General features: G+C 70.9%; 20 protein-coding genes and 1 tRNA gene. 15 read left to right on the plus strand and 6 right to left on the minus strand.

Annotated features, from left to right (window positions below):
• The first annotated feature begins 73 nt into the window (after positions 1 to 73).
• The 4 genes from LTL01_RS04640 to LTL01_RS04655 all read left to right on the plus strand — a co-directional run bounded on the left by LTL01_RS04640 (position 74) and on the right by LTL01_RS04655 (position 3872).
• Positions 74 to 727: a thymidine kinase gene (locus LTL01_RS04640; protein ID WP_053547865.1), complete on the plus strand. Its 654-nt coding sequence runs from the start codon at positions 74 to 76 to the stop codon at positions 725 to 727.
• A 26-nt stretch (positions 728 to 753) separates the two neighbouring features.
• Complete coding sequence (gene galE, locus LTL01_RS04645) at positions 754 to 1773, plus strand: UDP-glucose 4-epimerase GalE (RefSeq protein ID WP_053547866.1); 1020 nt, start codon at positions 754 to 756, stop codon at positions 1771 to 1773.
• Positions 1774 to 1868: 95 nt separating this feature from the next.
• Entirely contained in the window at positions 1869 to 2585 is a 717-nt protein-coding gene (locus tag LTL01_RS04650) for a FadR/GntR family transcriptional regulator (RefSeq protein ID WP_236967591.1), read from the plus strand.
• A gap of 33 nt (positions 2586 to 2618) precedes the next feature.
• Positions 2619 to 3872, plus strand: coding sequence for an alpha-hydroxy acid oxidase (locus LTL01_RS04655; protein ID WP_053547868.1), 1254 nt, complete (start codon positions 2619 to 2621; stop codon positions 3870 to 3872).
• A gap of 9 nt (positions 3873 to 3881) precedes the next feature.
• Here the strand turns inward: LTL01_RS04655 and LTL01_RS04660 are convergent, their stop codons facing one another.
• The 5 genes from LTL01_RS04660 to LTL01_RS04680 form a co-directional block, all read right to left on the minus strand.
• Entirely contained in the window at positions 3882 to 4649 is a 768-nt protein-coding gene (locus tag LTL01_RS04660; protein ID WP_236967592.1) for an HAD-IIB family hydrolase, read from the minus strand.
• A gap of 95 nt (positions 4650 to 4744) precedes the next feature.
• Positions 4745 to 4818: transfer RNA gene (locus LTL01_RS04665), tRNA-Pro, on the minus strand.
• 16 nt (positions 4819 to 4834) lie between these two features.
• Entirely contained in the window at positions 4835 to 6364 is a 1530-nt protein-coding gene (locus tag LTL01_RS04670; protein ID WP_053547870.1) for a hypothetical protein, read from the minus strand.
• Between the two features lie 130 nt (positions 6365 to 6494).
• Positions 6495 to 7424, minus strand: coding sequence for a metallophosphoesterase (locus tag LTL01_RS04675; protein ID WP_236967593.1), 930 nt, complete (start codon positions 7422 to 7424; stop codon positions 6495 to 6497).
• Positions 7425 to 10022 (minus strand): transglycosylase domain-containing protein, encoded by a 2598-nt coding sequence (locus LTL01_RS04680; RefSeq protein WP_236967594.1) that lies wholly within the window; start codon positions 10020 to 10022, stop codon positions 7425 to 7427.
• Positions 10023 to 10126: 104 nt separating this feature from the next.
• Here LTL01_RS04680 and sp36 point away from each other — a divergent pair, with 104 nt between their 5' ends.
• Entirely contained in the window at positions 10127 to 10339 is a 213-nt protein-coding gene (sp36, locus tag LTL01_RS04685) for a Sp36 family protein (protein ID WP_053547872.1), read from the plus strand.
• 4 nt (positions 10340 to 10343) lie between these two features.
• On the plus strand, positions 10344 to 10811 hold the full coding sequence (locus tag LTL01_RS04690; protein WP_236967595.1) for a RidA family protein: 468 nt from the start codon (positions 10344 to 10346) through the stop codon (positions 10809 to 10811).
• A gap of 61 nt (positions 10812 to 10872) precedes the next feature.
• Here LTL01_RS04690 and acs read toward each other — a convergent pair whose 3' ends face one another.
• Positions 10873 to 12846 carry an acetate--CoA ligase gene (gene acs / locus LTL01_RS04695; protein WP_236967596.1) on the minus strand — a complete coding sequence of 658 codons (1974 nt, stop codon included), beginning with the start codon at positions 12844 to 12846 and terminating at the stop codon, positions 10873 to 10875.
• Positions 12847 to 13250: 404 nt separating this feature from the next.
• On the opposite strand from acs, the gene LTL01_RS04700 reads away from it, so the two are divergent.
• The 9 genes from LTL01_RS04700 (at position 13251) to LTL01_RS04740 (ending at position 22633) form a co-directional block, all read left to right on the plus strand.
• Positions 13251 to 14456, plus strand: coding sequence for a TadA family conjugal transfer-associated ATPase (locus LTL01_RS04700; RefSeq protein ID WP_308195169.1), 1206 nt, complete (start codon positions 13251 to 13253; stop codon positions 14454 to 14456).
• The gene (locus tag LTL01_RS04705) at positions 14441 to 15469 is read left to right on the plus strand and encodes a type II secretion system F family protein (RefSeq protein ID WP_236967597.1); all 1029 of its coding nucleotides are present in this window, start codon (positions 14441 to 14443) and stop codon (positions 15467 to 15469) included. The genes LTL01_RS04700 and LTL01_RS04705 overlap by 16 nt, the downstream gene beginning before the upstream one ends.
• A gap of 35 nt (positions 15470 to 15504) precedes the next feature.
• Entirely contained in the window at positions 15505 to 15738 is a 234-nt protein-coding gene (locus tag LTL01_RS04710) for a DUF4244 domain-containing protein (RefSeq protein WP_236967598.1), read from the plus strand.
• Entirely contained in the window at positions 15738 to 16115 is a 378-nt protein-coding gene (locus LTL01_RS04715) for a TadE family type IV pilus minor pilin (protein ID WP_236967599.1), read from the plus strand. Before LTL01_RS04710 ends, LTL01_RS04715 begins: the two co-directional genes overlap by 1 nt.
• Positions 16115 to 16435, plus strand: coding sequence for a helicase (locus tag LTL01_RS04720; RefSeq protein WP_236967600.1), 321 nt, complete (start codon positions 16115 to 16117; stop codon positions 16433 to 16435). The genes LTL01_RS04715 and LTL01_RS04720 overlap by 1 nt, the downstream gene beginning before the upstream one ends.
• Positions 16436 to 16520: 85 nt before the next feature.
• Entirely contained in the window at positions 16521 to 19229 is a 2709-nt protein-coding gene (gene topA, locus LTL01_RS04725; RefSeq protein ID WP_236967601.1) for a type I DNA topoisomerase, read from the plus strand.
• Complete coding sequence (tmk, locus tag LTL01_RS04730; RefSeq protein ID WP_236967602.1) at positions 19226 to 19888, plus strand: dTMP kinase; 663 nt, start codon at positions 19226 to 19228, stop codon at positions 19886 to 19888. Before topA ends, tmk begins: the two co-directional genes overlap by 4 nt.
• 31 nt (positions 19889 to 19919) lie before the next feature.
• Complete coding sequence (locus LTL01_RS04735) at positions 19920 to 21077, plus strand: DNA polymerase III subunit delta' (protein WP_236967603.1); 1158 nt, start codon at positions 19920 to 19922, stop codon at positions 21075 to 21077.
• Positions 21074 to 22633, plus strand: a complete 1560-nt coding sequence (locus tag LTL01_RS04740; RefSeq protein ID WP_236967604.1) for an alpha/beta hydrolase — start codon at positions 21074 to 21076, stop codon at positions 22631 to 22633. The genes LTL01_RS04735 and LTL01_RS04740 overlap by 4 nt, the downstream gene beginning before the upstream one ends.
• The last annotated feature ends 19 nt before the right edge of the window (positions 22634 to 22652 follow it).

The following is a 22652-nucleotide window of genomic DNA, read 5'->3' on the forward strand; positions in this document are numbered from 1 at the left end:
CACCCGGCCGCAGGCCCCCGTCTCCGCTTCGGCGGGGCGGGGGCCTGCGGCGTGCGGACCATAGACTTCTCCGGTGGCCAAGCTCTACTTCCGCTACGGAGCGATGAACTCCGGCAAGTCGACCTCTCTCCTCCAGGCCGCCTACAACTACGAGGAACGCGGTCAGCACGTGCTCCTCGCGAAGCCGGAGATCGACACCAAGGCGGCCGATCAGATCGCCAGCCGTCTCGGGGTGAGTCGCACGGTGGATTTCCTCATCCGCCCTGAGGACGACCTCCGTGCCCTCTTCCGCGAGCATCGGGCGCGGGTGCGCGCGCGACTCGAGGACGCCCTCATCCCCGAGTCCGCCGCCACCGGCGCCACGCCGGACGTTGCGTGCCTGCTCATCGACGAGGCGCAGTTCCTCACGCGCGAGCAGGTGGACGACCTCCTCCGCATCGTCGTGGAGGACGGAGTGCCGGCGCTGGCCTACGGCATCCGCACCGACTTCCAGACGCAGGCGTTCCCGGGTTCGCGGCGACTGCTCGAGCTCGCGCACACGCTGGAGGAGCTGAAGACCATCTGCCGGTGCGGCAGTAAGGCGCTCTTCAATGCCCGCCTCGTGGGCGGGCGTTTCGTGTTCGACGGCGACCAGGTCGCGATCGACGAGCTCTCCGCCGACCGCGTCACCTACGAGTCGATGTGCGCCGACTGCTATCTGCGGGAGTCCGGAGGGCACCTGGGCTGAGCGCGCGTGATCGCTAGGCTGGAGGTATGCGTGTTCTCCTCGCCGGCGGAGCCGGCTATGTCGGCGCCCACACCGCGGTCGCCCTCCTCGATGCTGGTCACGACGCGGTCCTCCTGGACGATCTCTCCAACACCTCCGCGCTCGCCGCGGACAGGATCGCGCAGATCACCGGCAAGGCGGCTCCGCTCGTCGTCGGCGACGCGTCCGACGACGCGGTCGTGGCGGGCGTGTTCGACGCCCACGGCCCCTTCGACGCGATCGTGCACCTGGCCGCCTACAAGGCGGTGGGGGAGTCCATGCAGAAGCCGCTGGACTACTACGCCAACAACCTCGACACGACCTTCGCGCTCCTGCGCGTCGGCCTCGAGCGCGGCATCCGCTCGTTCCTCTTCTCCAGCACCGGCACGGTGTACTCCGACCCCGCCGACCTGCCGTTCACCGAGGAGTCGACCACGAGCGTCGACCTCTCCAATCCCTACAGCAAGTCCAAGCGCATGAACGAGGTCGTCCTCGAGGACCTCGCCCGCGTGCAGCCGGACCTCGCGGTGACGGTGCTGCGCTACTTCAACCCGGTCGGCGCCCACCCGAGCGGGCTCATCGGCGAGGATCCCGCGGGGATCCCCAACAACCTCATGCCCTACGTCCAGCGGGTGGCGATCGGTGATCTCGATCGCGTCGGGATCTTCGGCGACGACTACGACACCCCGGACGGCACGGGCCTGCGCGATTACATCCACATCGTCGACCTCGCCGCCGGCCACGTCGCGGCCCTCGAGCAGGCGCAGCCGGGCTACGAGGTGTTCAATCTCGGCACCGGCACGCCGGTCAGCGTCTACCAGCTGATCGCGGCGTTCGAGAAGGCCGCCGGTCGCGAGCTTCCCAAGGCGGTGCTCCCGCGTCGCGCGGGAGATGTCGCCGCAACGTACTGCGATCCCGCCAAGGCGCGGACGGTGCTGGGGTGGAAGGCGCAGTACGGCATCGATGACGCCGCGAGGGATGCCTGGCGGTGGCAGTCTCAGAATCCCCGCGGATTCGCCTCGGCCTGACCGGCATCGCACGGCGACACATCATCGCTTCACGGGGTTGCTCTGTGGTCTGACCACCCGGTACTGTGGTCCGACCACAATACGGAGGAGCAAGGATGCCGCCTGCGTCACCCGCACGCGCGTGGCGGGTCGTTCTCGAGTCGATCGAGGCCGACCTGCTGGAGCAGCGCCTGAAGCCCGGAGACCATCTCCCGCCCGAGCGCGAGCTCGCCTCGACCCTCGGCGTCGGTCGCTCGAGCGTGCGCGAAGCGCTCCGGGTGCTCGAAGTCATGGGGCTCATCCGGACCGGGACGGGATCCGGACCGAGTTCGGGCGCGATCATCATCGCCACCCCCCGCGGGGGGATGTCGGCACTTCTCCGCCTGCAGGTGGCGGCGCAGGGGTTCCCTCTCGATGACGTCGTGACCACCCGTCTGGTGCTCGAGACCGCGGTCGTCACCGCGCTCGCCGCGGCTTCCTCGTCCGACACCTCGGCTGCCCACGCCGTCGCCGCCGCGATGGAGGATCCCGCGTTGAGCGTCGAGGAGTTCCTGGCGCTGGACGCCCAGCTCCATCTCGCGATGGCCGAAGCGTCCGGCAATGTCGTCATCACCGCGATGATGGCGGGCCTGCGCACGGCGATCGAGTCCTACGTGCAGGCGGGCGCGACGCGCATCGCCGACTGGGACGCCGCTGCGCGGCGGCTGCGCGCCGAGCACCACGCCATCCTCACCGCGGTCGACGCCGGAGACGCCGACGCCGCCCGCACCCTCATCCACGACCACATCTCCGGGTATTACGCCCAGGCTGCCCTGTCGCGGCCGTCCGCGTGACCCCGCCCCACCCCGACGATCGAAGGAACGACCATGGTTCGCCGCCAACTGCCCCAGCCCGCTGAGCTGCTCGAGCTCATGCAGTTCAAGAAGCCCGAGCTGAACGCCACCAAGCGTCGATTGGATTCGGCGCTCACCATCGCCGACCTGCGCCGCATCGCGCAGCGACGCACCCCCAAGGCCGCGTTCGACTACACCGACGGCGCGGCCGAGGGGGAGCTCTCGCTCGCCCGGGCCCGGCAGGCGTTCCAGGACGTGGAGTTCCACCCCGACATCCTGCGCCCCGCCGCCGTCGTGGACACCTCCACCGAGATCCTCGGGGGGCGCAGCGCCCTGCCGTTCGGCATCGCCCCGACCGGATTCACCCGCCTGATGCAGACGGAGGGCGAGTCCGCCGGTGCGGGAGCCGCGGGTGCTGCCGGCATTCCGTTCACGTTGTCGACGCTCGGGACGACGTCGATCGAAGACGTGAAACGTGCCAATCCCCACGGGCGCAACTGGTTCCAGCTCTACGTCATGCGCGACCGCGACGTCAGCTACGGCCTCGTCCGCCGCGCCGCGGAGGCGGGATTCGACACGCTGCAGTTCACCGTGGACACCCCCATCGCGGGAGCGCGCCTGCGCGACAAGCGCAACGGATTCTCGATTCCGCCGCAGCTGACGGTCGGAACGATCCTCAACGCCCTCCCGCGCCCCTGGTGGTGGATCGACTTCCTCACCACCCCGAAGCTCGAGTTCGCATCGCTGTCGACCACGGGCGGCACCGTCGGCGAACTCCTCAATGCGGCGATGGACCCGACGATCAGCTACGACGACCTCGACGTGATCCGCGAGATGTGGCCGGGGAAGATCGTCGTCAAGGGTGTGCAGAACGTCGAGGATTCCCGGCGGCTCATCGATCGGGGCGTGGACGGCATCATCCTGTCCAACCACGGTGGGCGCCAGCTCGATCGTGCGCCGATCCCGTTCCACCTGCTCCCGGAGGTCGTCCGCGAGGTCGGGCGGGATGCGACGGTCATGGTCGACACCGGGATCATGAACGGCGCCGACATCGTCGCCTCGATCGCCCTGGGGGCGAAGTTCACCCTGATCGGGCGCGCATACCTCTACGGCCTCATGGCCGGCGGGCGCGCAGGGGTGGACCGCACGATCGAGATCCTGCGCACCGAGATCGAGCGGACGATGACACTTCTCGGGGTGTCTTCGCTGGAAGAGCTGGAGCCGCGCCACGTGACGCAGCTCACCCGTCTCGTGCCGCGCGGGACGACGGCGGCGGTGGAGGCCTGAGGCCTCGGCTCAGCGGAGGGGCAGCGTCGGGATGAGCTGCTCGAGATAGGCCGCGGTGTCCTGCCACCCGTCGACGGCGTGGCAGGACACACCCATCGCGAGGACCGGATAGTCGTTGCCGGCCGGATCGAGGCGGTCGCCGATGAAGAGCATGTCGTCGAGCGGGATGCCGGTCTGCTCGGACAGGCGCGTCATGCCGTACGACTTGTCGATGCCCCGCTCGGTGATGTCGACGGAGGTCGAGCCGCCGGAACGGACTTCCAGGTCGGGGAGGAGCTCGGCGACGGCGGCGCGCAGCGCGTTCTTCTTCTCACCCGTCGGGTCCCAGGCGGCCTTCGCGTCGACCGGGGCCTTCTGGCCGAGCGCCGAGAACGTGATCTGCGATCCGCGATCCTCGAGGATGTCGCCCCACGTGTCGGACTCCCACAGCCCGAGCCGGCGTGCCTGCTCCTCGACCGCGCGGAGCGCGCGCTCCTTCTGGTCGTCGGTGAGTGTGCGCGCGTACACGGTCGTCACGTCACCGTTCACGAGGCGGTAGTACTGCGTGCCGCAGGTGGGGAGGAGGTGCAGGCGGGTCAGCACGTCGTCCGCGGCCGCGGGGAGGCGGTCCACGACCTGCGCGGTGAACTGGGCGAGCTGCCCGCCGGAGATGATCGCGACCTCCACCCGCTCGGCGAGGGCGACCAGCAGGTCGCCGATCCGCGGGTCGATGGCGCTCTTGCTGGGGGCGAGGGTGTCGTCGAGGTCGAACGCGACGAGGCGGGGCGCGAGGGTCATGAGGCTTCCGTCCGGTTCGTGATACGCAGTGAGGCTCCGACCCCTTCCGTGTGGGGAAGGAGCCGGAGCCTCACTGCTGTCGAAGACAGTGTATGTCGGGGTGACAGGATTTGAACCTGCGGCCTCGTCGTCCCGAACGACGCGCGCTACCAAGCTGCGCCACACCCCGTGGCAACCCCCCTAGCCTACCTGATCGGAACGGCATCTCCGAACCGACGACGCTGCACCAGGGCGGCCGCGGTGAGGCCGGCGGTGAGGAGGATCACCGAGATCCCCGCGATTCCACGGATGCCGCGGGGGTCGCTTCCGGTTTCTGCGAGCTGTGCGGTCGACGGCGGCGCCGATGGTTCCGCGGGCGTGTCGGGGGCGGCCGGTTCCTCCGTCTCGACCGGCGGCGGTGGACTCTCCACGCGGGTGATCTGGGTCGGCGACGCGAACGCCTCCGTGTAGACAGTGTCGGCGGCGAGGTGCGCCGCGACCTCCGCCGACTGCGCCTGCCGGGTGATGCTCCACACCGCGACGTACCAGCCGGGGGTGTCCATCGTCCAGCTCGAGACCACGCGGGTCGGTCCTTCCCCTCGCGTCTCGAGGCTCAGCTCTCCCGCGAGGACCGCACCCTCCGGGACATCGGGCGACGGCTCGCCCGGTTCCGCGTCCAGGAGGTAGACCGCCGCGTGCGCGCGGACGGGCAGTCGATCGCCTTCCGCGGTGCGCGGCCAGTGGGTGAGGTCGCCCCCGACGGTCACATCGTCGACGAAGCTCTCCCCGGGGAGCGCAGCGGCGGCGGCGACCGTGGAGATCGTCGGGAAGAACAGCGGATGCCGCGTCGTGTCGTGCCCGGACACCTCGAACTCGACCGGCCCCGCGGGACCCGCGGTGTCCTGACCGCCCGGAGTGGTGAAGTGGCGGACCGCGGCGACGGTGTCGACGCGGAACCGCCCGTGCGCCGACACGTCGAGGGGACGGCCGGGCGTGGTCTCGGCGGCCGGTGCGACGGTGATCGCGTACTCCTCGCCGGGGACGACGTCGTGGCGCTCGATGGTGCCGTCGTCGGCGAAGACGGCACCGGTGAGGGTCAGGGTGCCGCGGGCGTCCGGGGTCGAGGCGTCGACGCGGACGGCGCCACCGAGGGGATCGGCGTCGTCACGGAGGAACACCACCGATCCCGCGGCATCCGTCACGCCGACGGCGACCGAGCTGCCTTCCGCGTAGTAGGCGAGCGCGAGCTCCTGCACGCGGGCGTTGTGGGCCGGTGCGAGACGCGCGAAGGTCCAGTCGATCGCCCCCGCGAGCGAGTCTCCGCGGTAGCCGAACGTGCGAAGGGTCGTCTCCCAGTCCGCGATCGCCTTGACCGCCCAGCCGACCGCCGCCGCCTGCACCGGGTCTTCGGTCTGGCCGTAGCGGGTGACGAGCAGATTGATGCCGGTGAGCTGCTGCGGGCTGAGGCCGGCGGCCTCGGTGCGCACGCCGTGGTCGCTCGTCGTGCCCGTGGGGAGCGGGATGCCCGGGAGGATGCAGTAGGTGTGCACGTCGCCGACGCGCATGGACCCGTGCCACCCGTGCGTCGACGTCGGCTGCCAGGCGCCGAACCCGGCACCCTGGGTCGCGGCGGTGGCCGCCGGGGCGACGGCGAAGACGAGGGCGGCTGCGGCCAGGGCGGCGGCGATGCTCAGGGCGAGCGCCCGGCGCGCTCGGCGGAGCGAAGAGACGGACATGGGAGGGGCCTTTCGATCGGTTCGTGCTCCGATCGTGGGCGCCGCCGACGTGCGCCGATCGCTCCGAGGGCGCCGCGGGGGATAACCGCTCGCTGGGGCGCCGGTCACCGCAGGTGGGGAGGAGGGGCGCTCAGCCGCGCGCGGTGAGGACGAGGAGACTCGCCTCTGGCCGGCATGCGAACCGCACGGGGGCGTAGATCGAGTGTCCGAGTCCGGCACTCACGTTCAGCGGCGCGGCCCGACCGCCGTGCTCCCAGGCGCTGAGACCGCGCGCCTGGCGCAGCGGAATGTCGCAGTTCGCCACGAGGGCCCCGTACCCCGGAAGGCGCACCTGGCCGCCGTGCGTGTGCCCGGCGAAGATCGCGTCCGCTCCGAGGTCTAGGAAGCGGTCCAGCACGCGCCGGTACGGCGCGTGCGTCACGCCGACGTGCAGCGCGGCATCCGTGCTGTCCGTCGCGGTGATGGCCGCGGGGAGGGAGTCCAGTCGGTCCCACTGCCGGTGCGCGTCGCTGACGCCGAAGCCCGCGACCCGGATGCCGGCGGCCTCCACGACGCCCGCGGCGTTGTTGAGGTCGGTCCAGCCGAGGTCATCGACGAGGAAGGCGTCGAGGGCGTCGGCGTCGATGGACTCCGCCTTCGGCTGGTGGCGCGACGGGCCGGTGAAGTACTTCAGCGGGTTCCGGGGGGACGGCGCGACGTGGTCGTTCGACCCGTGGACGAAGAAGCCGGGGATTCCGCGGAGCGGTGCGAACGCCCGACGGATGCCGACGAGCCCGTCGGCGTGACCCAGGTTGTCGCCGGTGTTGATCACCAGGTCCGGGTGCAGGTCGACTAGCGCGGCCATCCACTGCTGCTTCCGGTGTTGCCACGGCGCCATGTGGGCGTCCGACACGTGCAGGATCCGCAGGTCGGGGGAGCCCGCGGGAAGGAGGGGCAGGGTGTGCTCGCGGACGGTGAAGAGGTAGCGCTCGACGGCGACGCCCCAGACGGCGGTGGCGACGCCGACGGCCCCCACCGCCCCGAAGGCGGTGAGGGCCGTCCGCGTGACGGTGTGCGTCACTTATCCGTCGCTGTCGGAATCGGGCGCGGGGCTCTCGCCGCCGCCACCGCCGCAGTTGCGGCTGACGTAGTCGACGCTGATCGCGGTGTTCCGGTTGACAAGGGTGCCCGCGGCCGGGTTCGTACCGGTGGCCTGCTCGCCCCCGCCGGCGTTCTCGTCCTGCTGACAGGATCCGGGGCTGACGTTGCCGAACCCGGCGTTCCGCAGCGCCGAGATGGCGGCGCTCAGCGATCCCGACACGGCAGGAACCGAGATGCCCTGACCGTTGGACGGGTTGATCGTCACCGACGTGCCGCCGGCGACGCGACCGGCGCCGGGGCTCTGGGCCGCGACGATGCCCTCGGGCTCGGACGAGTCGACCGCTCCGCCCACGGTCACGCTGAACCCGGCGTTGCGGAGCGTCGCCGTTGCCTGGTCGATGGACTGACCGACGACGTTCGGGAGGTCGCGGAGCACCTGGCGGGTGAGGTTGTTGTCGGGCGCCGGGAACGGGTTTCCGCCGAAGAGCGAGTTCGCCGCTCCCTGGACATCCCGCGCGATGAAGTAGCGGAGGTTGGAGAGCTGGATGCCGTTGTGCCAGTTGCGGAACATGTCTCCGCCGCCCTCGATGTTGCCCGCCCACACGGCGGTCGAGACGTTGGTCGAGGACTCCACGAGCCACGTCTGCAGCTCCTCGTGCGTACCGGTCTTGCCGATGAGCGGCGTGCCGTCGAAGGGGTTCCCCTGCGCGCCTGTTCCGCCGCCGTTCATGACGCCCGCGAGGGCGAACGCGGCGGTCGCCGCAACGCCCGGCTCGAGCACCTGCTCGCACGTGCGCTCGGGGAGCGGGACGTCGTTGCCGTCGGAGTCGGTGACGCTCTCGATGACGCGCGGCTGGCAGTACACACCGTTGTTGGCGACGGTGCCGTAGGCACCGGCCATCGCGATCGGGGAGATGTTGGAGTCGCCGATGACGTTATTGGCGACCTTCATTTCGATCGGAGTGTTGTCACCGGTGGTGACGCCCATCTTGGTCGCGACGTTGGCGATGTCGCACAGGTCGAGCTCGGCGGCCATCGCGAGGTAGCCGGAGTTGAGCGACGCCGCGGTGAACTGCATCGGGGTGCCGACGTACCCGGGCACGCGGCCGAAGTTGCCGATCGTGGTGTTGTCGGTGTTGACCCAGTCTCCCGAGCACGAGTTCGTCATGCGCGGGAACGCGCGGTTGACCCCGTTCAGCACCTCGCGGACGGACCGGCCCTGCTCGAGCCAGTCGACGAGGGTGAAGAGCTTGAACGTCGAGCCCGCGGCGAATCCGCGGGAGCCGCCGTAGGTGCGGTCTCCGGCGAAGACGATGGAGCTGAAGTTGTTGTCGCCGGTGATCGTCTCGTCGAAGCGCGTGTTCTGCGACATCGCGAGGATCTTGCCCGTGGTGTTGTCGATGCTCACGGCGGTCGAGCCGAACTTCATCCCCTCCACCGAGGTGGGGGCGTAGGTCGACATCGAGGCGTTCGCGGCGTTCTGCAGGCGCCAGTCGATCGTCGTGTAGACGTTCAGACCGCCGCGGCGGAGGGCCTCGCGACGCTCCTCGTCGGTCTCGCCGAACGCGGGATCGTTCTCGATGACGCTGCGGACGTACTGGCAGAAGTACTCGCCGCCGGCGGCGGCGGTGCAGCCGGTGCGCGGCGTCGTGACGTTCGGCTCGATCGGTGCGTCGAAGAGCTCGTCGTACTGCTCCTGCGTGATCTTGCCGTCGTCCAGGAGTCGGGAGAGCACGTACTGCTGTCGCTGCTTGGTCAGCGCGTAGCCGTTGTCCGCCCCGTTGCGCTCGTTGCCCGGCTGATCGATGCGGTAGGTGTTCGGGTTCTGCACGATGCCGGCGAGGGTCGTCGCCTGAGCGAGGTTCAGCTCGCCCGCCGTGACACCGAAGTAGCGCTTGGCCGCGGCGTCGATGCCGTAGGTCGTGCCGCCGAAGTTCGCGATGTTGAGGTACCCGAGCATGATCTCGTTCTTCGAGTACCGCTGCTCGAGGGCGATGGCGTAGCGCATCTCCTGGAGCTTGCGCTGGATGCCCTCGGTGCCCTCGGCGGTGGTCGCCTCGAACCAGCACGCCTGCTTCTCCTCCTCGGTCTCGGCGGTGGCTTCGCACCGCTGGACGAGGATGTTCTTCACGTACTGCTGGCTGATCGTCGATCCGCCCTGCGTCTCGCCGCCGCCCTGGACGTTCGAGAGCACGGCGCGTGTCGTTCCGATGAGGTCCACGCCGCCGTGCTGGTAGTACCGGGGGTCCTCACTGGAGAGGATCGCGTCGTACATGACGGGCGCGACCTCGTCGAACTCGACGGGGGAGCGGTTCTGATCGTAGAACTGCGTCCACTCCTCCCACTCTCCGGAGTCCTGGTTCTTGGTGTACAGCGTCGTCGGCAGCATGAGCTTGTCGATCTCGAGGACGCTGGGGAGGTTGTCGAACATCGTGATGGCGCTGGAGGCCGCGTAACCCGACACCGCGATCGCGGGGGTCACCGTGGCGGTGATGAGAACGCCGGCGACGGCGCTGAGGCCGACCAGTCCTGCGAGGCCCCCGAGCACACCGGTGGCCGTGCGTTTGGTATCAGGCATAGGCTTGATCGTAAGGGAGATACCTGGGCGATCCCTTGACAGGCATGCCCTGCGCGTGATCCCCGTTCTTCCGCTTCTTTCCGCCGAACACGCCAGGAGTCGCAATGACGACGTGGGAGTACCTCACCACGCCCCTGCTGATCCACAACACCGCCGCCATCCTCAACAACTGGGGCAAACAGGGCTGGGAGCTCGTGCAGGTGATCCCCGGTCCCGAGGGCGGCCTCGTCGCCTACTTCAAGCGCCCCGTCGGCGGCGGAGACGCCAACGCTGGACTGGATGCCGCGGCGCAGGCCGCGCGGCAGTTCGAAGGCTGAGCCGGTGAGCGTCTCCGCGCGGCTCGCCGAGCTCGGCATCCGTCTCCCCGATGTCGTGCCCCCCGTCGCCGCGTACATCCCGGCGACCGTGCACGGCGACCTCGTCTACACCTCCGGCCAGCTGCCGATGCGCGAGGGCGCGCTGCCCGCGACCGGCAAGGTCGGCGAGGGCGAGGGCCTCGTCGATCCCGCCGCGGCGAAGGACTACGCCCGGACCTGCGCTCTGAACGCGATCGCCGCCGCCGCGGACGTCGCCGGGGGAGTGGACCGCCTCGCCCGCGTGGTGAAGGTGGTCGGATTCGTCTCGTCCGTTCCGGAGTTCACCGGTCAGCCCGGCGTCATCAACGGCGCGAGCGAGGTGCTCGGCGAGATCTTCGGCGAGGCGGGGCGGCATGCCCGATCCGCCGTCGGAGTCCCCGTCCTGCCGCTCGACTCTCCCGTCGAGGTCGAGGTCGTCTTCGCGCTCGTCTGATCTGCCGCTCGTGAGGGCCGGCATCCGATCCGTGTGACGGATGCCGGCCCTCACGCATGCGTCACTTCGTGGTGATCTTCGCCTGGATCGTGCTCATGACCATGGTGTCGGCGAGCGTCGTGGTGTCGCCGACCTCCCGGCCCTCGGCGACGTCGCGCAGCAGCCGCCGCATGATCTTCCCGGATCGGGTCTTGGGCAGTTCCCCGACGATGTAGATGTCGCGCGGCCGGGCGATCGGACCGATCTGCTCGCCGACCCAGGCGCGGAGCGTGGTGGCCAGCCCCTCGGCGGAGTGCCGGTCGAGGTAGCTCTGCTTGAGGATGACGAAGGCCACGACCGCCTGGCCGGTGGTCTCGTCGGAGGCGCCGACGACCGCGGCCTCGGCGGTGGCCTCGTGGGCGACGAGCGCCGATTCGATCTCCGCCGTCGACAGGCGGTGGCCGGAGACGTTCATGACGTCGTCGACGCGGCCGAGGAGCCAGATGTCGCCGTCCTCGTCCAGACGCGCGCCGTCGCCGGCGAAGTAGAACCCGCGGTCGGCGAACTTCTCCCAATAGGTCTCCACGAAACGCTCCGGATCACCCCAGATGCCGCGCAGCATGCTCGGCCAGGGTTCCGTGACCACCAGGAGGCCGCCGTTGCCGGTACCCACGTGCTCGCCGTCGTCGTCGACGACGTCGATCGTGATGCCGGGGAGGGCGACCTGCGCCGCGCCGGGCTTGGTCTCGGTGACGCCGGGAAGGGCGGAGATCATCATTGCCCCGGTCTCGGTCTGCCACCAGGTGTCGACGATGGGCGTGCGCTCGGCGCCGATGATGTCGCGGTACCAGACCCACGCCTCGGGGTTGATCGGCTCACCGACCGAGCCCAGCACCCGCAGTGATGACAGATCGAAACCCTGCGGCACCTGTCGGCCGATCTTCATGAACGACCGGATCGCCGTGGGGGCGGTGTAGAACACCGTCACGCCGTACTTCTGGATGATCTCCCACCAGCGTCCGGGGTGGGGGGCATCCGGCGTCCCCTCGTAGAGCACCTGGGTGGCTCCGTTGGCGAGGGGGCCGTAGGTGACGTAGGTGTGGCCGGTGATCCAGCCGACATCCGCGGTGCACCAGTACACGTCCGTCTCAGGGTGGATGTCGTGGACGACGCGGTTCGTGAAGGCTGCCTGGGTGAGGTAGCCGCCGGAGGTGTGCAGGATGCCTTTGGGCTTCCCCGTCGTGCCCGAGGTGTACAGGATGAACAGGGGCGTCTCCGCGGGGAACGCGCGGGCGGTGTGCGCCGGCGAGGCCGCCGGGACGACGTCGTGCCACCACAGGTCACGGCCCGGGGTCCAGTCGACGTCGTTCCCGCCGCGGCGGACGACGATCACGTGCTCCACGCTCTCCTGTACGCCCGAGCCGTTGCGGTCGGCGAGGGCCAGGTCCACGGCCGGCTTGAGGGCCGAGACCTTGCCCTTGCGGTAGCCGCCGTCGGCGGTGATGACCACCTTCGCGCCGGCGTCGTCGATGCGCGCGCGCAGGCTGTCGGCCGAGAACCCGCCGAAGACGACGGAGTGGATGGCGCCGATGCGCGCGACCGCGAGCATCGCGGCGACCGCCTCCGGGATCATCGGCAGGTAGATCGCGACACGGTCGCCCTCCCCGACGCCGAGGCCCTCCAGCACGTTGGCGAGCCGGGAGACCTCCGCGGTCAGCTCGGAGTAGGTGATGGCGCGCTCGTCGCCGGGCTCTCCCTCCCACAGGAGCGCGACACGGTCGCCGTGTCCTGCCTCGACGTGACGGTCCAGGCAGTTGTAGGCGACGTTGAGCTCGCCGTCGCCGAACCATCGCGCGAAGGGAGGGGTCGACCAGTCGAGCACCTCGGTGAAGGGCGTGTGCCAGTGGAGTTCACGGGCCTGATCGGCCCAGAACCCCTCGCGGTCCTCGGCGGCGCGCGCATAGAGGTCGGCGGATCCGACGGCCTGCGCGGCGAATCCGTCCGGCGGGCTGAAGCGGCGGGTCTCGTTCAGAAGGTGGTCGATCTGCGTGCTCATCGCGCGCTCCTTTGCGGCCTGAGGTCGGATGCCGGCATCCGGCGAGTCTGTCTCGAAGGCTAGCGAGGGCGCCGGTGCGCGCACTACCTCCGATAGTGGGGAGCCGGATACCGGCGGGGTATCGGTGAGAGGCCGGTGAGAATCATCGGAGGGGCGTTTGGTCGCCTCCGGCGCGTCGCATAAGCTGTCATGCGGCCGAACATCGATTCTGGCATTGGCGACACCCGACACACCCCCCCCGAAATGTGGTGTCGCCCGAGGCGGCATCCCATTCCCCCCATGGGATGCCGCCCCTCTTTTCTCCCGCGGGTGCCCCTCCTCCCCAGCGGTGCGACCGGGCCGGTTCTCCACCGAAGGGGCGCGCGCCTCCCGCTCCGCCCGCCCGCGTTCCTAGCGTCGTCGTCATGACCGAGCGCTTCGTGCCACGCAGGCAGGATCCCGTTCGCGACCCTGTGGCCTGGCCGGACGCGTCGGCGCCGCCGGCGACATGGTGGCAGGTGCCCGCGCCGACGGCGATCGACCACGCCCTCCCGGAGGAGGGCGACGGAACCGGGCCTGCGCCGGAGCCGGACGGGGCGTGGCCGGAGGTGATCCCGCGGATGCCGGACTTCTCCCGACCGATCGGGGAGGTGCCTGCCCCGAGCGAGGACGACACCCCGCTCCCCGTCGTGCGACACGCCGCCTGGGAAGACCTGTCGCGCCATCTGGGCGACGCCGAGGTCACCGATCTGTTCGTCAACGGCGCGCAGGGGCTGTTCGTCGACCGGGGGCGCGGTGCCGAGCCGGTTCCGGGGTGGTCCTGGGACGAGGACGATGTGCGCGACCTGGCCGTCGCTTTGATCGGGGCGGGCGGACGGCACATCGACGACGCCTCGCCGTGCGTGGACGTCCGCGTCGGCGGGCGGCTCCGTGTGCATGCCGTGCTCCCTCCGGTGTCCGGCGGGGGGACCGCGCTGTCCATCCGCGTCGGCCGGCGCACGCGCTTAGACCTCGGCGCGCTGCAGGCGGGCGGGATGTTCGACGCGGCGGGGCGCGAGCGACTGGAGGAGATCGTGCGTCGCCGTGAGAACGTCCTGGTCTCCGGCGCGGCGGGGGCGGGGAAGACCACCCTTCTCGCGGCGATGCTGAGCGCGGCGTCCGAGCGCGAGCGGATCATCTCGATCGAGGATGTCGCCGAGCTCTCCTTCGTCCACCCGCATCACGTGCGCCTCGAGGCGCGCCAGCCGAATCTCGAGGGGGCGGGCGGCATCGGTCTGGCACGCCTCGTGCGGGAGGCGCTGCGGATGCGGCCCGATCGGCTGGTGGTCGGCGAGTGCCGGGGCGAGGAGGTGCGCGAGCTGCTGTCCGCGCTGAACACCGGGCACGACGGTGGCGCCGGCACCGTGCACGCGAACGGACTGTCGGACGTCGCCGCGCGTCTGGAGGCGCTCGGAGCGCTCGCCGGGCTCGGCGACCAGGCCCTCGCGCGGCAGGTGTCCAGCGCCCTGCACTGGATCCTCCACGTGGAGAGGGATGCCGCCGGGATCCGTCGCCTGCGGAGTGTCGGGCGTCCGCGCATCGGCTCCGACGGGCGACTGGAGATCGAGGAGGAGCCGTGGCCGCCGCGGTGACGGTCCGGGCGACCGCCGCGGCCGAGACGACCTCGGCGGCGGAGACGACCGCCGCGGCCGAGACGACCTCGGCGCCGGAGAGCGTCCTGCAGCTCGCCGTCCTGCTGCAGGCGGGCATCTCACCGCACCGCGCGTGGGAGTACCTCGCGGAAACCGGGGATGCCGGCGCCGTCCGCGTCGTGGCGGCGGTGTCGGAGGGACGCCCACTGGCGGACGCGATCGGCGACGCCGGCACCCCCGCCGGTGCCGCGGACGGACGCCGGAACCGTCGGCGCGATCGTCGCGACACAGACACGGGGGAGTGGCGCGAGGTGGGCGCCGCCTGGCGGGTGGCGACCGTCGTCGGAGCGCCGCTCGCGGAGAGTCTCCGAGGTCTCGCCGATGCGCTTCGCGATGCGCGTGCCGCGGCCGACGACGTCCGGATCGCGCTGGCGGAACCGGCGGGAACCGCCCGGCTCCTCGCCTGGCTGCCGATCGCCGCCGTTGCCCTCGGAGCCGCCCTCGGCTTCGACACCCTCGGCATCCTGTTCTCCCATCCGCTGGGGATCGTGTGCCTCGTCCTCGGGGGAGTCCTCATCCTGCTCGCGCATCGCTGGAGCCTGCGGCTCGTCCGCGCGGCCAGCGGAGGCGAGGCCATTCCGGGGCACCGCGCGGAGCTCCTCGCCATCGCGCTGAGCGGTGGCGTCTCCATAGACCGCGCGGTCGAGCTCGTCGCGCGGGCGCGTCCCACCCCGCCGGCCGATTCCGGACGCTCCGCGAACCCGCCGCCGCGCGACGACACCGATGCGGTGCTCGCGCTCTCGCGCACAGCCGGAGTGCCCGCGGTCGATCTGCTGCGGGCATGGGCCGTGCTCGCCCGGCATCGCGCGCGCGTCGACGGTCGGCTACGCGCGGCGCGACTCTCCACCCGTCTGCTCCTGCCGCTGGGGGTGTGCACGCTCCCCGCGTTCCTCCTCCTCGGCGTCGGCCCGATGCTCCTCAGCGTCGTCAGCACGATGCCCTTCACCCTGTGACCTCGCTCGTCCCTCACCCGAATAAAGGAGAATCCATGTTCCCGTCGTCCCGTCCGACCCTCCCGCCCCTCACGCGCCGCCGTGCAGAGCGCCTCTACCGTCCCGCGGCGCGCTTGTTCGCCGACGACGACGGCGCCGCCACGGCGGAGTACGCCATCGCCACGATGGCGGCGGTCGCCTTCGCGGGGCTCCTCGTGGTCATCATGCGCAGCGATGAGGTCCGCGGGATCCTCACCGACCTCATCCGCCGCGCGTTGACCGTGGCGTGATGCCCCTCGAGCGGCGGATGCCGCGCGCCCGCCGGTCCCACGCGACCTCCGGGCGGCCGTGGCGGGGTGACGGTGGATCGGTCGTGGCCGAGTTCGCCGTCGCCCTGCCGGCGATCGTCATCGTGCTGGCGCTCGGCATCGGGGCGCTCGGCGCGACGGCTCGTGGCGTGCGGCTCCAGGATGCCGTCAGCGACGCGGCGCGCCTGGCCGCGCGCGGCGAGAGCGCGGACCGCGTCCACGCCGTCGTCGCCGCGGCCGTGGACGACGCGACCGCGACGATCGAGCATCGCGATGACATCGTGTGCATCACCGCCCGCGCGCCGGTCGCGGTCCTCACCCTCACCGCGACCGGCTGCGCGCTGGCGGGAGGCGGCTGATGGCGTCGACCGTCGCCGTCGTCGGCATCCTCGCCGCCTCCGCGACCCTCGTCGCGGGGCTCTCCGCGGTCGGCGCGGCCGCGATCCACTCCCAGCGCCTCGCCGGCGCGGCGGACTCCGCCGCCCTCGCCGCCGCCGACACCGTCACCGGACTCGCGGCCGGGGAACCGTGCGACCGCGCCGCGGATCTCGCCGCCACCGCGGCGGCGGCGGTCGCCGTCTGCGACATCGACGGCTTCGTCGTCACCGTGACCGTCACCGCCCGCTTCGGCGTCTTCGCGACCTCCGCGACCGCCCGTGCGGGTCCGCCTCCCGGGTGAGCGCCGTGGGGGCCGGGGCGCCGACTCACAGCATCCGCCCCACCCCACCCCGTGTATGGTGTGCGACGAAGAAAGGACGCCCCCCTTGGCACAAGGCAAGAAGCTCGTCATCGTCGAGTCTCCGACGAAGATGAGGTCGATCCAGGGGTATCTCGGTGACGATTACGAGGTACTCAGCTCCGTCGGACACATCCGCGATCTCGCGGACAAGAAGAGCATCCCTGCGGACAAGAAGCAGGCGTACGGCAAGTACTCGATCGACATCGACAACGACTTCGACCCCTATTACGTCGAGAGCGATCGCGGGAAGAAGACCGTCACCGAGCTCAAGCGCGCGCTGAAGGGGGCGGACGAGCTCCTGCTCGCCACCGATGAAGACCGCGAAGGCGAAGCCATCGCGTGGCACCTGCTGGAGACCCTGAAGCCGAAGGTCCCCGTGAAGCGGATGGTCTTCCACGAGATCACGAAGGACGCCATCCGCGCGGCCGTCGAGAACACGCGCGACCTCGATCTCGCCCTCGTCGACGCGCAGGAGACCCGTCGCATCCTCGACCGTCTGTACGGCTGGGACGTCAGCCCCGTGCTGTGGTTCAAGGTGCAGCAGGGCACGTCGGCCGGCCGCGTGCAGTCCGCGGCCACACGCCTGGTGGTCGATCGCGAGCGCGAGCGCATGGCGTTCGTCTCGGCCTCCTACTGGGACATCGCGACCCTCGCCGCCGCCGACGCCGGCGGCTCCTTCTCGGCGCGGCTCGCCCGCGTCGACGGTGCGGCCCTCGCGCGGGGAACCGACTTCGACGACACCGGCTCGCTCCGGAAGGCCGTCGTCGTCCTCGACGAGCAGGCCGCCCGTGAGCTGGCCGCGGCCATCGAGGCCGCCGGGACGGCATCCGTCGCGTCGGTCGAGGCGAAGCCCGGTACCCGCAGCCCCAAGCCCCCCTTCACCACCTCCACGCTCCAGCAGGAGGCGGGACGCAAGCTCTCGATGAGCGCCAAGCACGCCATGAGCGTCGCCCAGCGCCTCTACGAGAAGGGCTTCATCACCTACATGCGCACCGACTCCACGGCGCTGGGCACCCAGGCCGTGCAGGCCGCGCGGGCCCAGGCGGTGCAGATGTACGGCGACGCTGCGGTGCCCGCCAACCCCCGCACATACCGGAACAACGCCAAGAACGCCCAGGAGGCCCACGAGGCCATCCGCCCGTCCGGCGAGACGTTCCGCACGCCCGCCGAGGTCGGCGGCGAACTCGACCGCGACGAACAGCGTCTGTACGACCTGATCTGGAAGCGGACGATGGCCAGCCAGATGTCCGACGCCAAGTACGAGACGACGACCGTCACCCTCGCCGTCGACGCCGGCGGTCGACGGGCGGAGTTCACCGCCTCCGGCACCGTCTACACCTTCAAGGGCTTCCTCGAGGCCTACGAGGAAGGCCGCGACGAGAAGCGCAACGAATCCGACGCGCAGGACGATCAGTCGCTCCCGGCGCTGTCGGTCGGCGACGTCCTCACGCTCTCCGACGTCGAGCCGAAGGGCCACGCCACCAGCCCGAAGCCGCGCTACACCGAGGCGAGTCTGGTCAAGGCGCTCGAAGAGAAGGGCATCGGCCGGCCCTCGACGTTCGCCAGCATCATCGACGTGATCATCAACCGCGGGTACGTCGTCAAGCGCGGACAGGCGCTGATCCCCAGCTGGCTGGCGTTCAGCGTGGTGCGGCTGCTCGAACAGCACTTCCCCGACCTGGTCGACTACGACTTCACCGCGGCGCTCGAGGACGACCTCGACGCCATCGCGCGCGGTGAACAGAGCCGGGTCGCGTGGCTGAAGGAGTTCTACTTCGGCTCCGACGCTCACGTGGGGCTGCGCAACATCGTCGACAACCTCGGCGAGATCGACGCCCGTGCCCTGAACTCCACGCCCATCGGGGATGTCGCCGTCCTCCGCTTCGGAAAGTACGGCCCGTACCTCGAGGTCGCCGATCCGGAGAACCCGGAGGGCGAACCCCGGCGCGTCAACATCCCCGAGGACCTGGCCCCCGATGAGCTCACCCCGGCCAAGGCCCAGGAGCTCATCGATGCGCCGGTCGCGGGTGACCGTGTCCTCGGCGAGAACCCCGCCAACGGCAAGCTGATCATCGTCAAGGACGGCCGCTTCGGACCGTACGTGCAGGAGATCGATCCTCCCGCCGAGGAGGAGGTCGACCCCGAGACCGGTGAGGTCCGTGACGCCGTCGCGGAGACGCCCGCACCGAAGAAGCGCGGGGCCAAGAAGGTCGCCGCGCCCAAACCGCGCACGGCGTCGCTGTTCAAGTCGATGTCGGTCGACGAGATCGACCTCGACACGGCCCTCCGCCTGCTGGAGCTGCCCCGCGAGGTCGGCATCGACCCCGAGTCGGAGCAGATGATCACCGCCCAGAACGGCCGGTACGGTCCGTACCTGAAGAAGGGGACCGACTCGCGGACCCTCTCCAGCGAGCAGCAGATCTTCGACATCACGCTCGAGGAGGCGCTCGCGGTGTACGCCCAGCCGAAGTACGGCGCCCGTGCGGCATCCAGCGCGCTGAAGGAGTTCGACGCGGACCCCACCAGCGGCAAGCCCATCAAGCTGAAGGACGGCCGCTTCGGTCCCTATGTGACCGACGGTGAGGTCAACGCGACAGTTCCGCGGGGCGAGGACGCGATGGAGATCACCTTCGAGCGTGCCGTGCAGCTGCTCGCCGACAAGCGCGCCAAGGGCCCCGCCCCCAAGCGCACGACGCGGCGGACGACGACGAAGAAGGCTCCGGCGAAGAAGTGAGCGTTCCCGCGCACGCTGCGGATCGGCCGCACGCGGGACTGTTCGTCACCTTCGAGGGCGGCGACGGCGCGGGCAAGACCACGCAGTCCACCCTCCTGCAGGAGTGGCTGGAACGGTCCGGCCGCACGGTCGTCCGCACCCGCGAGCCCGGCGGGACGGAGGTCGGCGTCATGGTGCGGGACATCGTCCTGCACCACCGCGGCGACATCGCGCCGCGTGCGGAGGCCCTCCTGTACGCGGCCGACCGCGCGCACCACATCGCCACCGTGGTGCGGCCGGCGCTCGACCGCGGCGACACCGTGATCCAGGACCGGTACCTCGATTCCTCCGTGGCCTACCAGGGTGCCGGGCGCGTCCTCGGCCGCGTTGAGGTGCGCGACCTGTCCCTCTGGGCCACCGAGGGTCTCCTCCCTGACCTCACCGTCCTGCTGGACCTCGACCCGAGGGTCGCCCGCGGACGGCTGGATGCCGACGACAAGCCCTTCGACCGCCTCGAAGCCGAGCGTGAGGGCTTCCACGTCCGCGTGCGGACCGAGTTCCTCGCGCTGGCCGAAGCCGAGCCCGACCGCTTCCTCGTCCTCGACGCGACGCGCCCGGCAGCGGAACTCGCCGACGCGGTCCGCGCCCGCGTCGGCGGCATGCTCCCCGACGCCCCCTGACGCGTCGGGGACCGCGGTTAGGCTGATGCCCATGGATTCCCCGAGCCTCGACACGGCCCCCGCGCCGTGGAGCGAAGTGTGGGGCCAGCCCGACGCGGTGGCCACCCTCCGCGAGGCCGTCGACGACCCGTCGGCGATGACGCACGCGTGGCTCATCACCGGTCCGCCGGGATCGGGGCGCTCGACGCTCGCCCACGCCTTCGCGGCGGCGCTGATCGCCGAGCCCGGCGACGCGCACGCGCAGCGACAGGTCCTGGCCGGAACGCACCCCGATCTGACGGCGTTGCGCACCGAGGGCGTGATCATCTCGATCAAGGACGCGCGCGCGCTCGTGGAGCGCTCGTACTTCTCCCCGTCGCTCGGCCGCTTCCGCGTGATCATCATGGAAGACGCGGACAGCATGGCCGAGCGCACCTCGAACGTGCTGCTGAAGGCGCTCGAAGAGCCTCCCGAGCGCACCGTGTGGATCCTGTGCGCACCGAGCGACGCCGACCTCCTTCCCACGATCCGCTCGCGCGTGCGCACTCTGCGCCTGCGCGAACCGGATGTCGCCGACGTCGCGCGCCTCATCTCCGCGCGCACCGGAGCCGATCCCGAGATCGCCGAACGATCGGCGCGTCACGCCCAGCGCCACATCGGCATGGCCCAGCGGCTCGCGACCGACGAGGCCGCACGCGACCGCCGCGACCGCACGCTCCGAGCGGTGCTCGCCGTCCGCGGGGTCGGCGACGCCGTGGAGGTGGCGGGACGGATCGTCCAAGCGGCGACCGAGGACGCCACCTCCCTCACCGCCGAACGCGACGAGGCCGAGCGGGCGTCCCTGCTGCGCACGCTCGGCGTGCCGGAGGGGGGCCCGGTGCCGCCGGCGGTGCGCTCGCAGGTGACGGCGCTGCAGGACGAGCAGAAGCGACGCGCCACGCGCAGCCTCCGTGACGGCATCGATCGGGTGCTCACCGATCTCGAATCGATGTTCCGCGACGTCGTCATGCTCCAGTTCGGTCGCGACGACCTCATCAATCGCGAGATGGATGCCGATCTCCGCCATCTCGCCGGCACGTGGTCGCCCGAGCGCAGCCTGGTCGTTCTGGACGCGATCGGTCGCACGCGTGAGAACCTGGAGATGAACGCCGCCCCTGCGCTCGCCCTCGAGAGCATGCTGATCACCGTCGCCAGCGGAAGGACCCCGTGAACACCACGTCACCCCGTCGTCGAACGGGCCGCCTCCTCGCCGTCGTGGCGGGTCTCGCCGCGACGACGCTCGCCTTGAGCGGTTGCCTGTACGCGATGATTCCGGAGGAACGGCCCGTCGCGACCTCCAGCGCGACGCCCGACAGCACCGGCGTCCCCGAGGAGCTGCGCCCTTTCTACGAGCAGACCCTGGAGTGGACGTCGTGCGGCGACGCGATGGAGTGCACCACGGTGCGCGCCCCGCTCGACTACGCCGACCCCGGCGCGGGGGAGATCGACCTCTCCGTCATCCGCAACCGCGCTGAGAGCGGCACGGCCATCGGGTCGCTCCTCACCAACCCGGGCGGCCCCGGCGCGAGCGGCGTCGGTTTCATCCGGGATTCGCTCGGGTTCGCCGTCGGGCAGGCGCTGCGCGACAGCTACGACGTCATCGGCTTCGACCCCCGGGGCGTCGGTGAATCCACCGCCGTCCGCTGCTTCGACGCCGCCGACATGGACGCCTACCTCTTCGACGTGCCACGCAATCCCCGCGGCTCCGCCGAGTGGGAGGCGGAGCTGATCGAGCGGAACGCCGCGTTCGCGCAGGCGTGCGAGGCGGGCAGCGACGGCATCCTCCCGTACATCACCACCGAGAACTCCGCGCGCGACATGGATCTCCTCCGTGGGGTGCTCGGCGACGCCGAGCTGAACTACATCGGCTTCTCCTACGGCACCTTCCTCGGGGCCACATACGCGGAGCTGTTCCCGGAGCGCGCCGGTCGGCTCGTCCTGGACGGCGCCATCGACCCGTCCGTCCCGGTGACGGAGGTCTCAACGACCCAGGGCGTCGGCTTCGAGTCCGCCCTCCGCGCGTACATGGCCGACTGCCTCACGCACGATGCCTGCCCGTTCCGCGGCTCGGTCGACGACGCGATGGCCGACCTCGCGACGCTCCTGGCGACCGTGGACGCCGCACCGCTCGAGAACGTCGACGGTCGCCTCCTCGGCGCCGATTCGCTCATGACCGGGATCGTGGCCGCGCTCTACTCGCAGGACAGCTGGGGCTTCCTCACGCAGGCCCTGAGGGGGGTTCTCGCCGGCGACCCCGAGGTCGCGTTCATCCTTGCGGACTTCTACTACAACCGTGTGGGCGGGGAGTACCTCGACAACTCGACCGAGGCCTTCCGGGCCTACAACTGCATGGACTACCCCGCGGGAGTGACGGCGGCGGAGGAGGAGGCTGCGGCGGCCGAGCTCGCCGAGCGCGCGCCGACGGTCGCCCCGTACTGGTCCGGTCCCGATTCGTGCGCCGATTGGCCCTACCCGCCCACGGGGACGCGCGCGGCCATCGCCGCCGAGGGCGCGCCGCCGATCGTCGTGGTCGGCACCACCAACGATCCGGCTACGCCCTACGAGTGGTCCGAAGCCCTGGCCGCTCAGCTGGCGTCGGGGGTTCTCGTGACCCGCGTGGGCGAGGGTCACACGGGGTACAACAAGGGCAACGCGTGCGTGGACGCCGCGGTGGAGGGGTTCCTCCTTGACGGCGTCGTGCCCGAGAACGGCCTCCGCTGCGAGTGAGGACGGCACGGGCCTGCGG

The sequence above is a fragment of the Microbacterium aurantiacum genome, assembly GCF_021654035.1.
GTDB lineage: Bacteria > Actinomycetota > Actinomycetes > Actinomycetales > Microbacteriaceae > Microbacterium > Microbacterium aurantiacum.

What these genes read in the sequence shown, in the direction of transcription:
- galE (WP_053547866.1), top strand. Translation starts at nt 754, where the DNA reads ATGCGTGTTCTCCTCGCCGGCGGAGCCGGCTATGTCGGCGCCCACACC.
- LTL01_RS04650 (WP_236967591.1), top strand. Translation starts at nt 1,869, where the DNA reads ATGCCGCCTGCGTCACCCGCACGCGCGTGGCGGGTCGTTCTCGAGTCG.
- LTL01_RS04655 (WP_053547868.1), top strand. Translation starts at nt 2,619, where the DNA reads ATGGTTCGCCGCCAACTGCCCCAGCCCGCTGAGCTGCTCGAGCTCATG.
- LTL01_RS04660 (WP_236967592.1), bottom strand. Translation starts at nt 4,649, where the DNA reads ATGACCCTCGCGCCCCGCCTCGTCGCGTTCGACCTCGACGACACCCTC.
- LTL01_RS04670 (WP_053547870.1), bottom strand. Translation starts at nt 6,364, where the DNA reads ATGTCCGTCTCTTCGCTCCGCCGAGCGCGCCGGGCGCTCGCCCTGAGC.
- LTL01_RS04680 (WP_236967594.1), bottom strand. Translation starts at nt 10,022, where the DNA reads ATGCCTGATACCAAACGCACGGCCACCGGTGTGCTCGGGGGCCTCGCA.
- sp36 (WP_053547872.1), top strand. Translation starts at nt 10,127, where the DNA reads ATGACGACGTGGGAGTACCTCACCACGCCCCTGCTGATCCACAACACC.
- acs (WP_236967596.1), bottom strand. Translation starts at nt 12,846, where the DNA reads ATGAGCACGCAGATCGACCACCTTCTGAACGAGACCCGCCGCTTCAGC.
- LTL01_RS04700 (WP_308195169.1), top strand. Translation starts at nt 13,251, where the DNA reads ATGACCGAGCGCTTCGTGCCACGCAGGCAGGATCCCGTTCGCGACCCT.
- LTL01_RS04710 (WP_236967598.1), top strand. Translation starts at nt 15,505, where the DNA reads ATGTTCCCGTCGTCCCGTCCGACCCTCCCGCCCCTCACGCGCCGCCGT.
- LTL01_RS04715 (WP_236967599.1), top strand. Translation starts at nt 15,738, where the DNA reads ATGCCCCTCGAGCGGCGGATGCCGCGCGCCCGCCGGTCCCACGCGACC.
- LTL01_RS04720 (WP_236967600.1), top strand. Translation starts at nt 16,115, where the DNA reads ATGGCGTCGACCGTCGCCGTCGTCGGCATCCTCGCCGCCTCCGCGACC.
- LTL01_RS04735 (WP_236967603.1), top strand. Translation starts at nt 19,920, where the DNA reads ATGGATTCCCCGAGCCTCGACACGGCCCCCGCGCCGTGGAGCGAAGTG.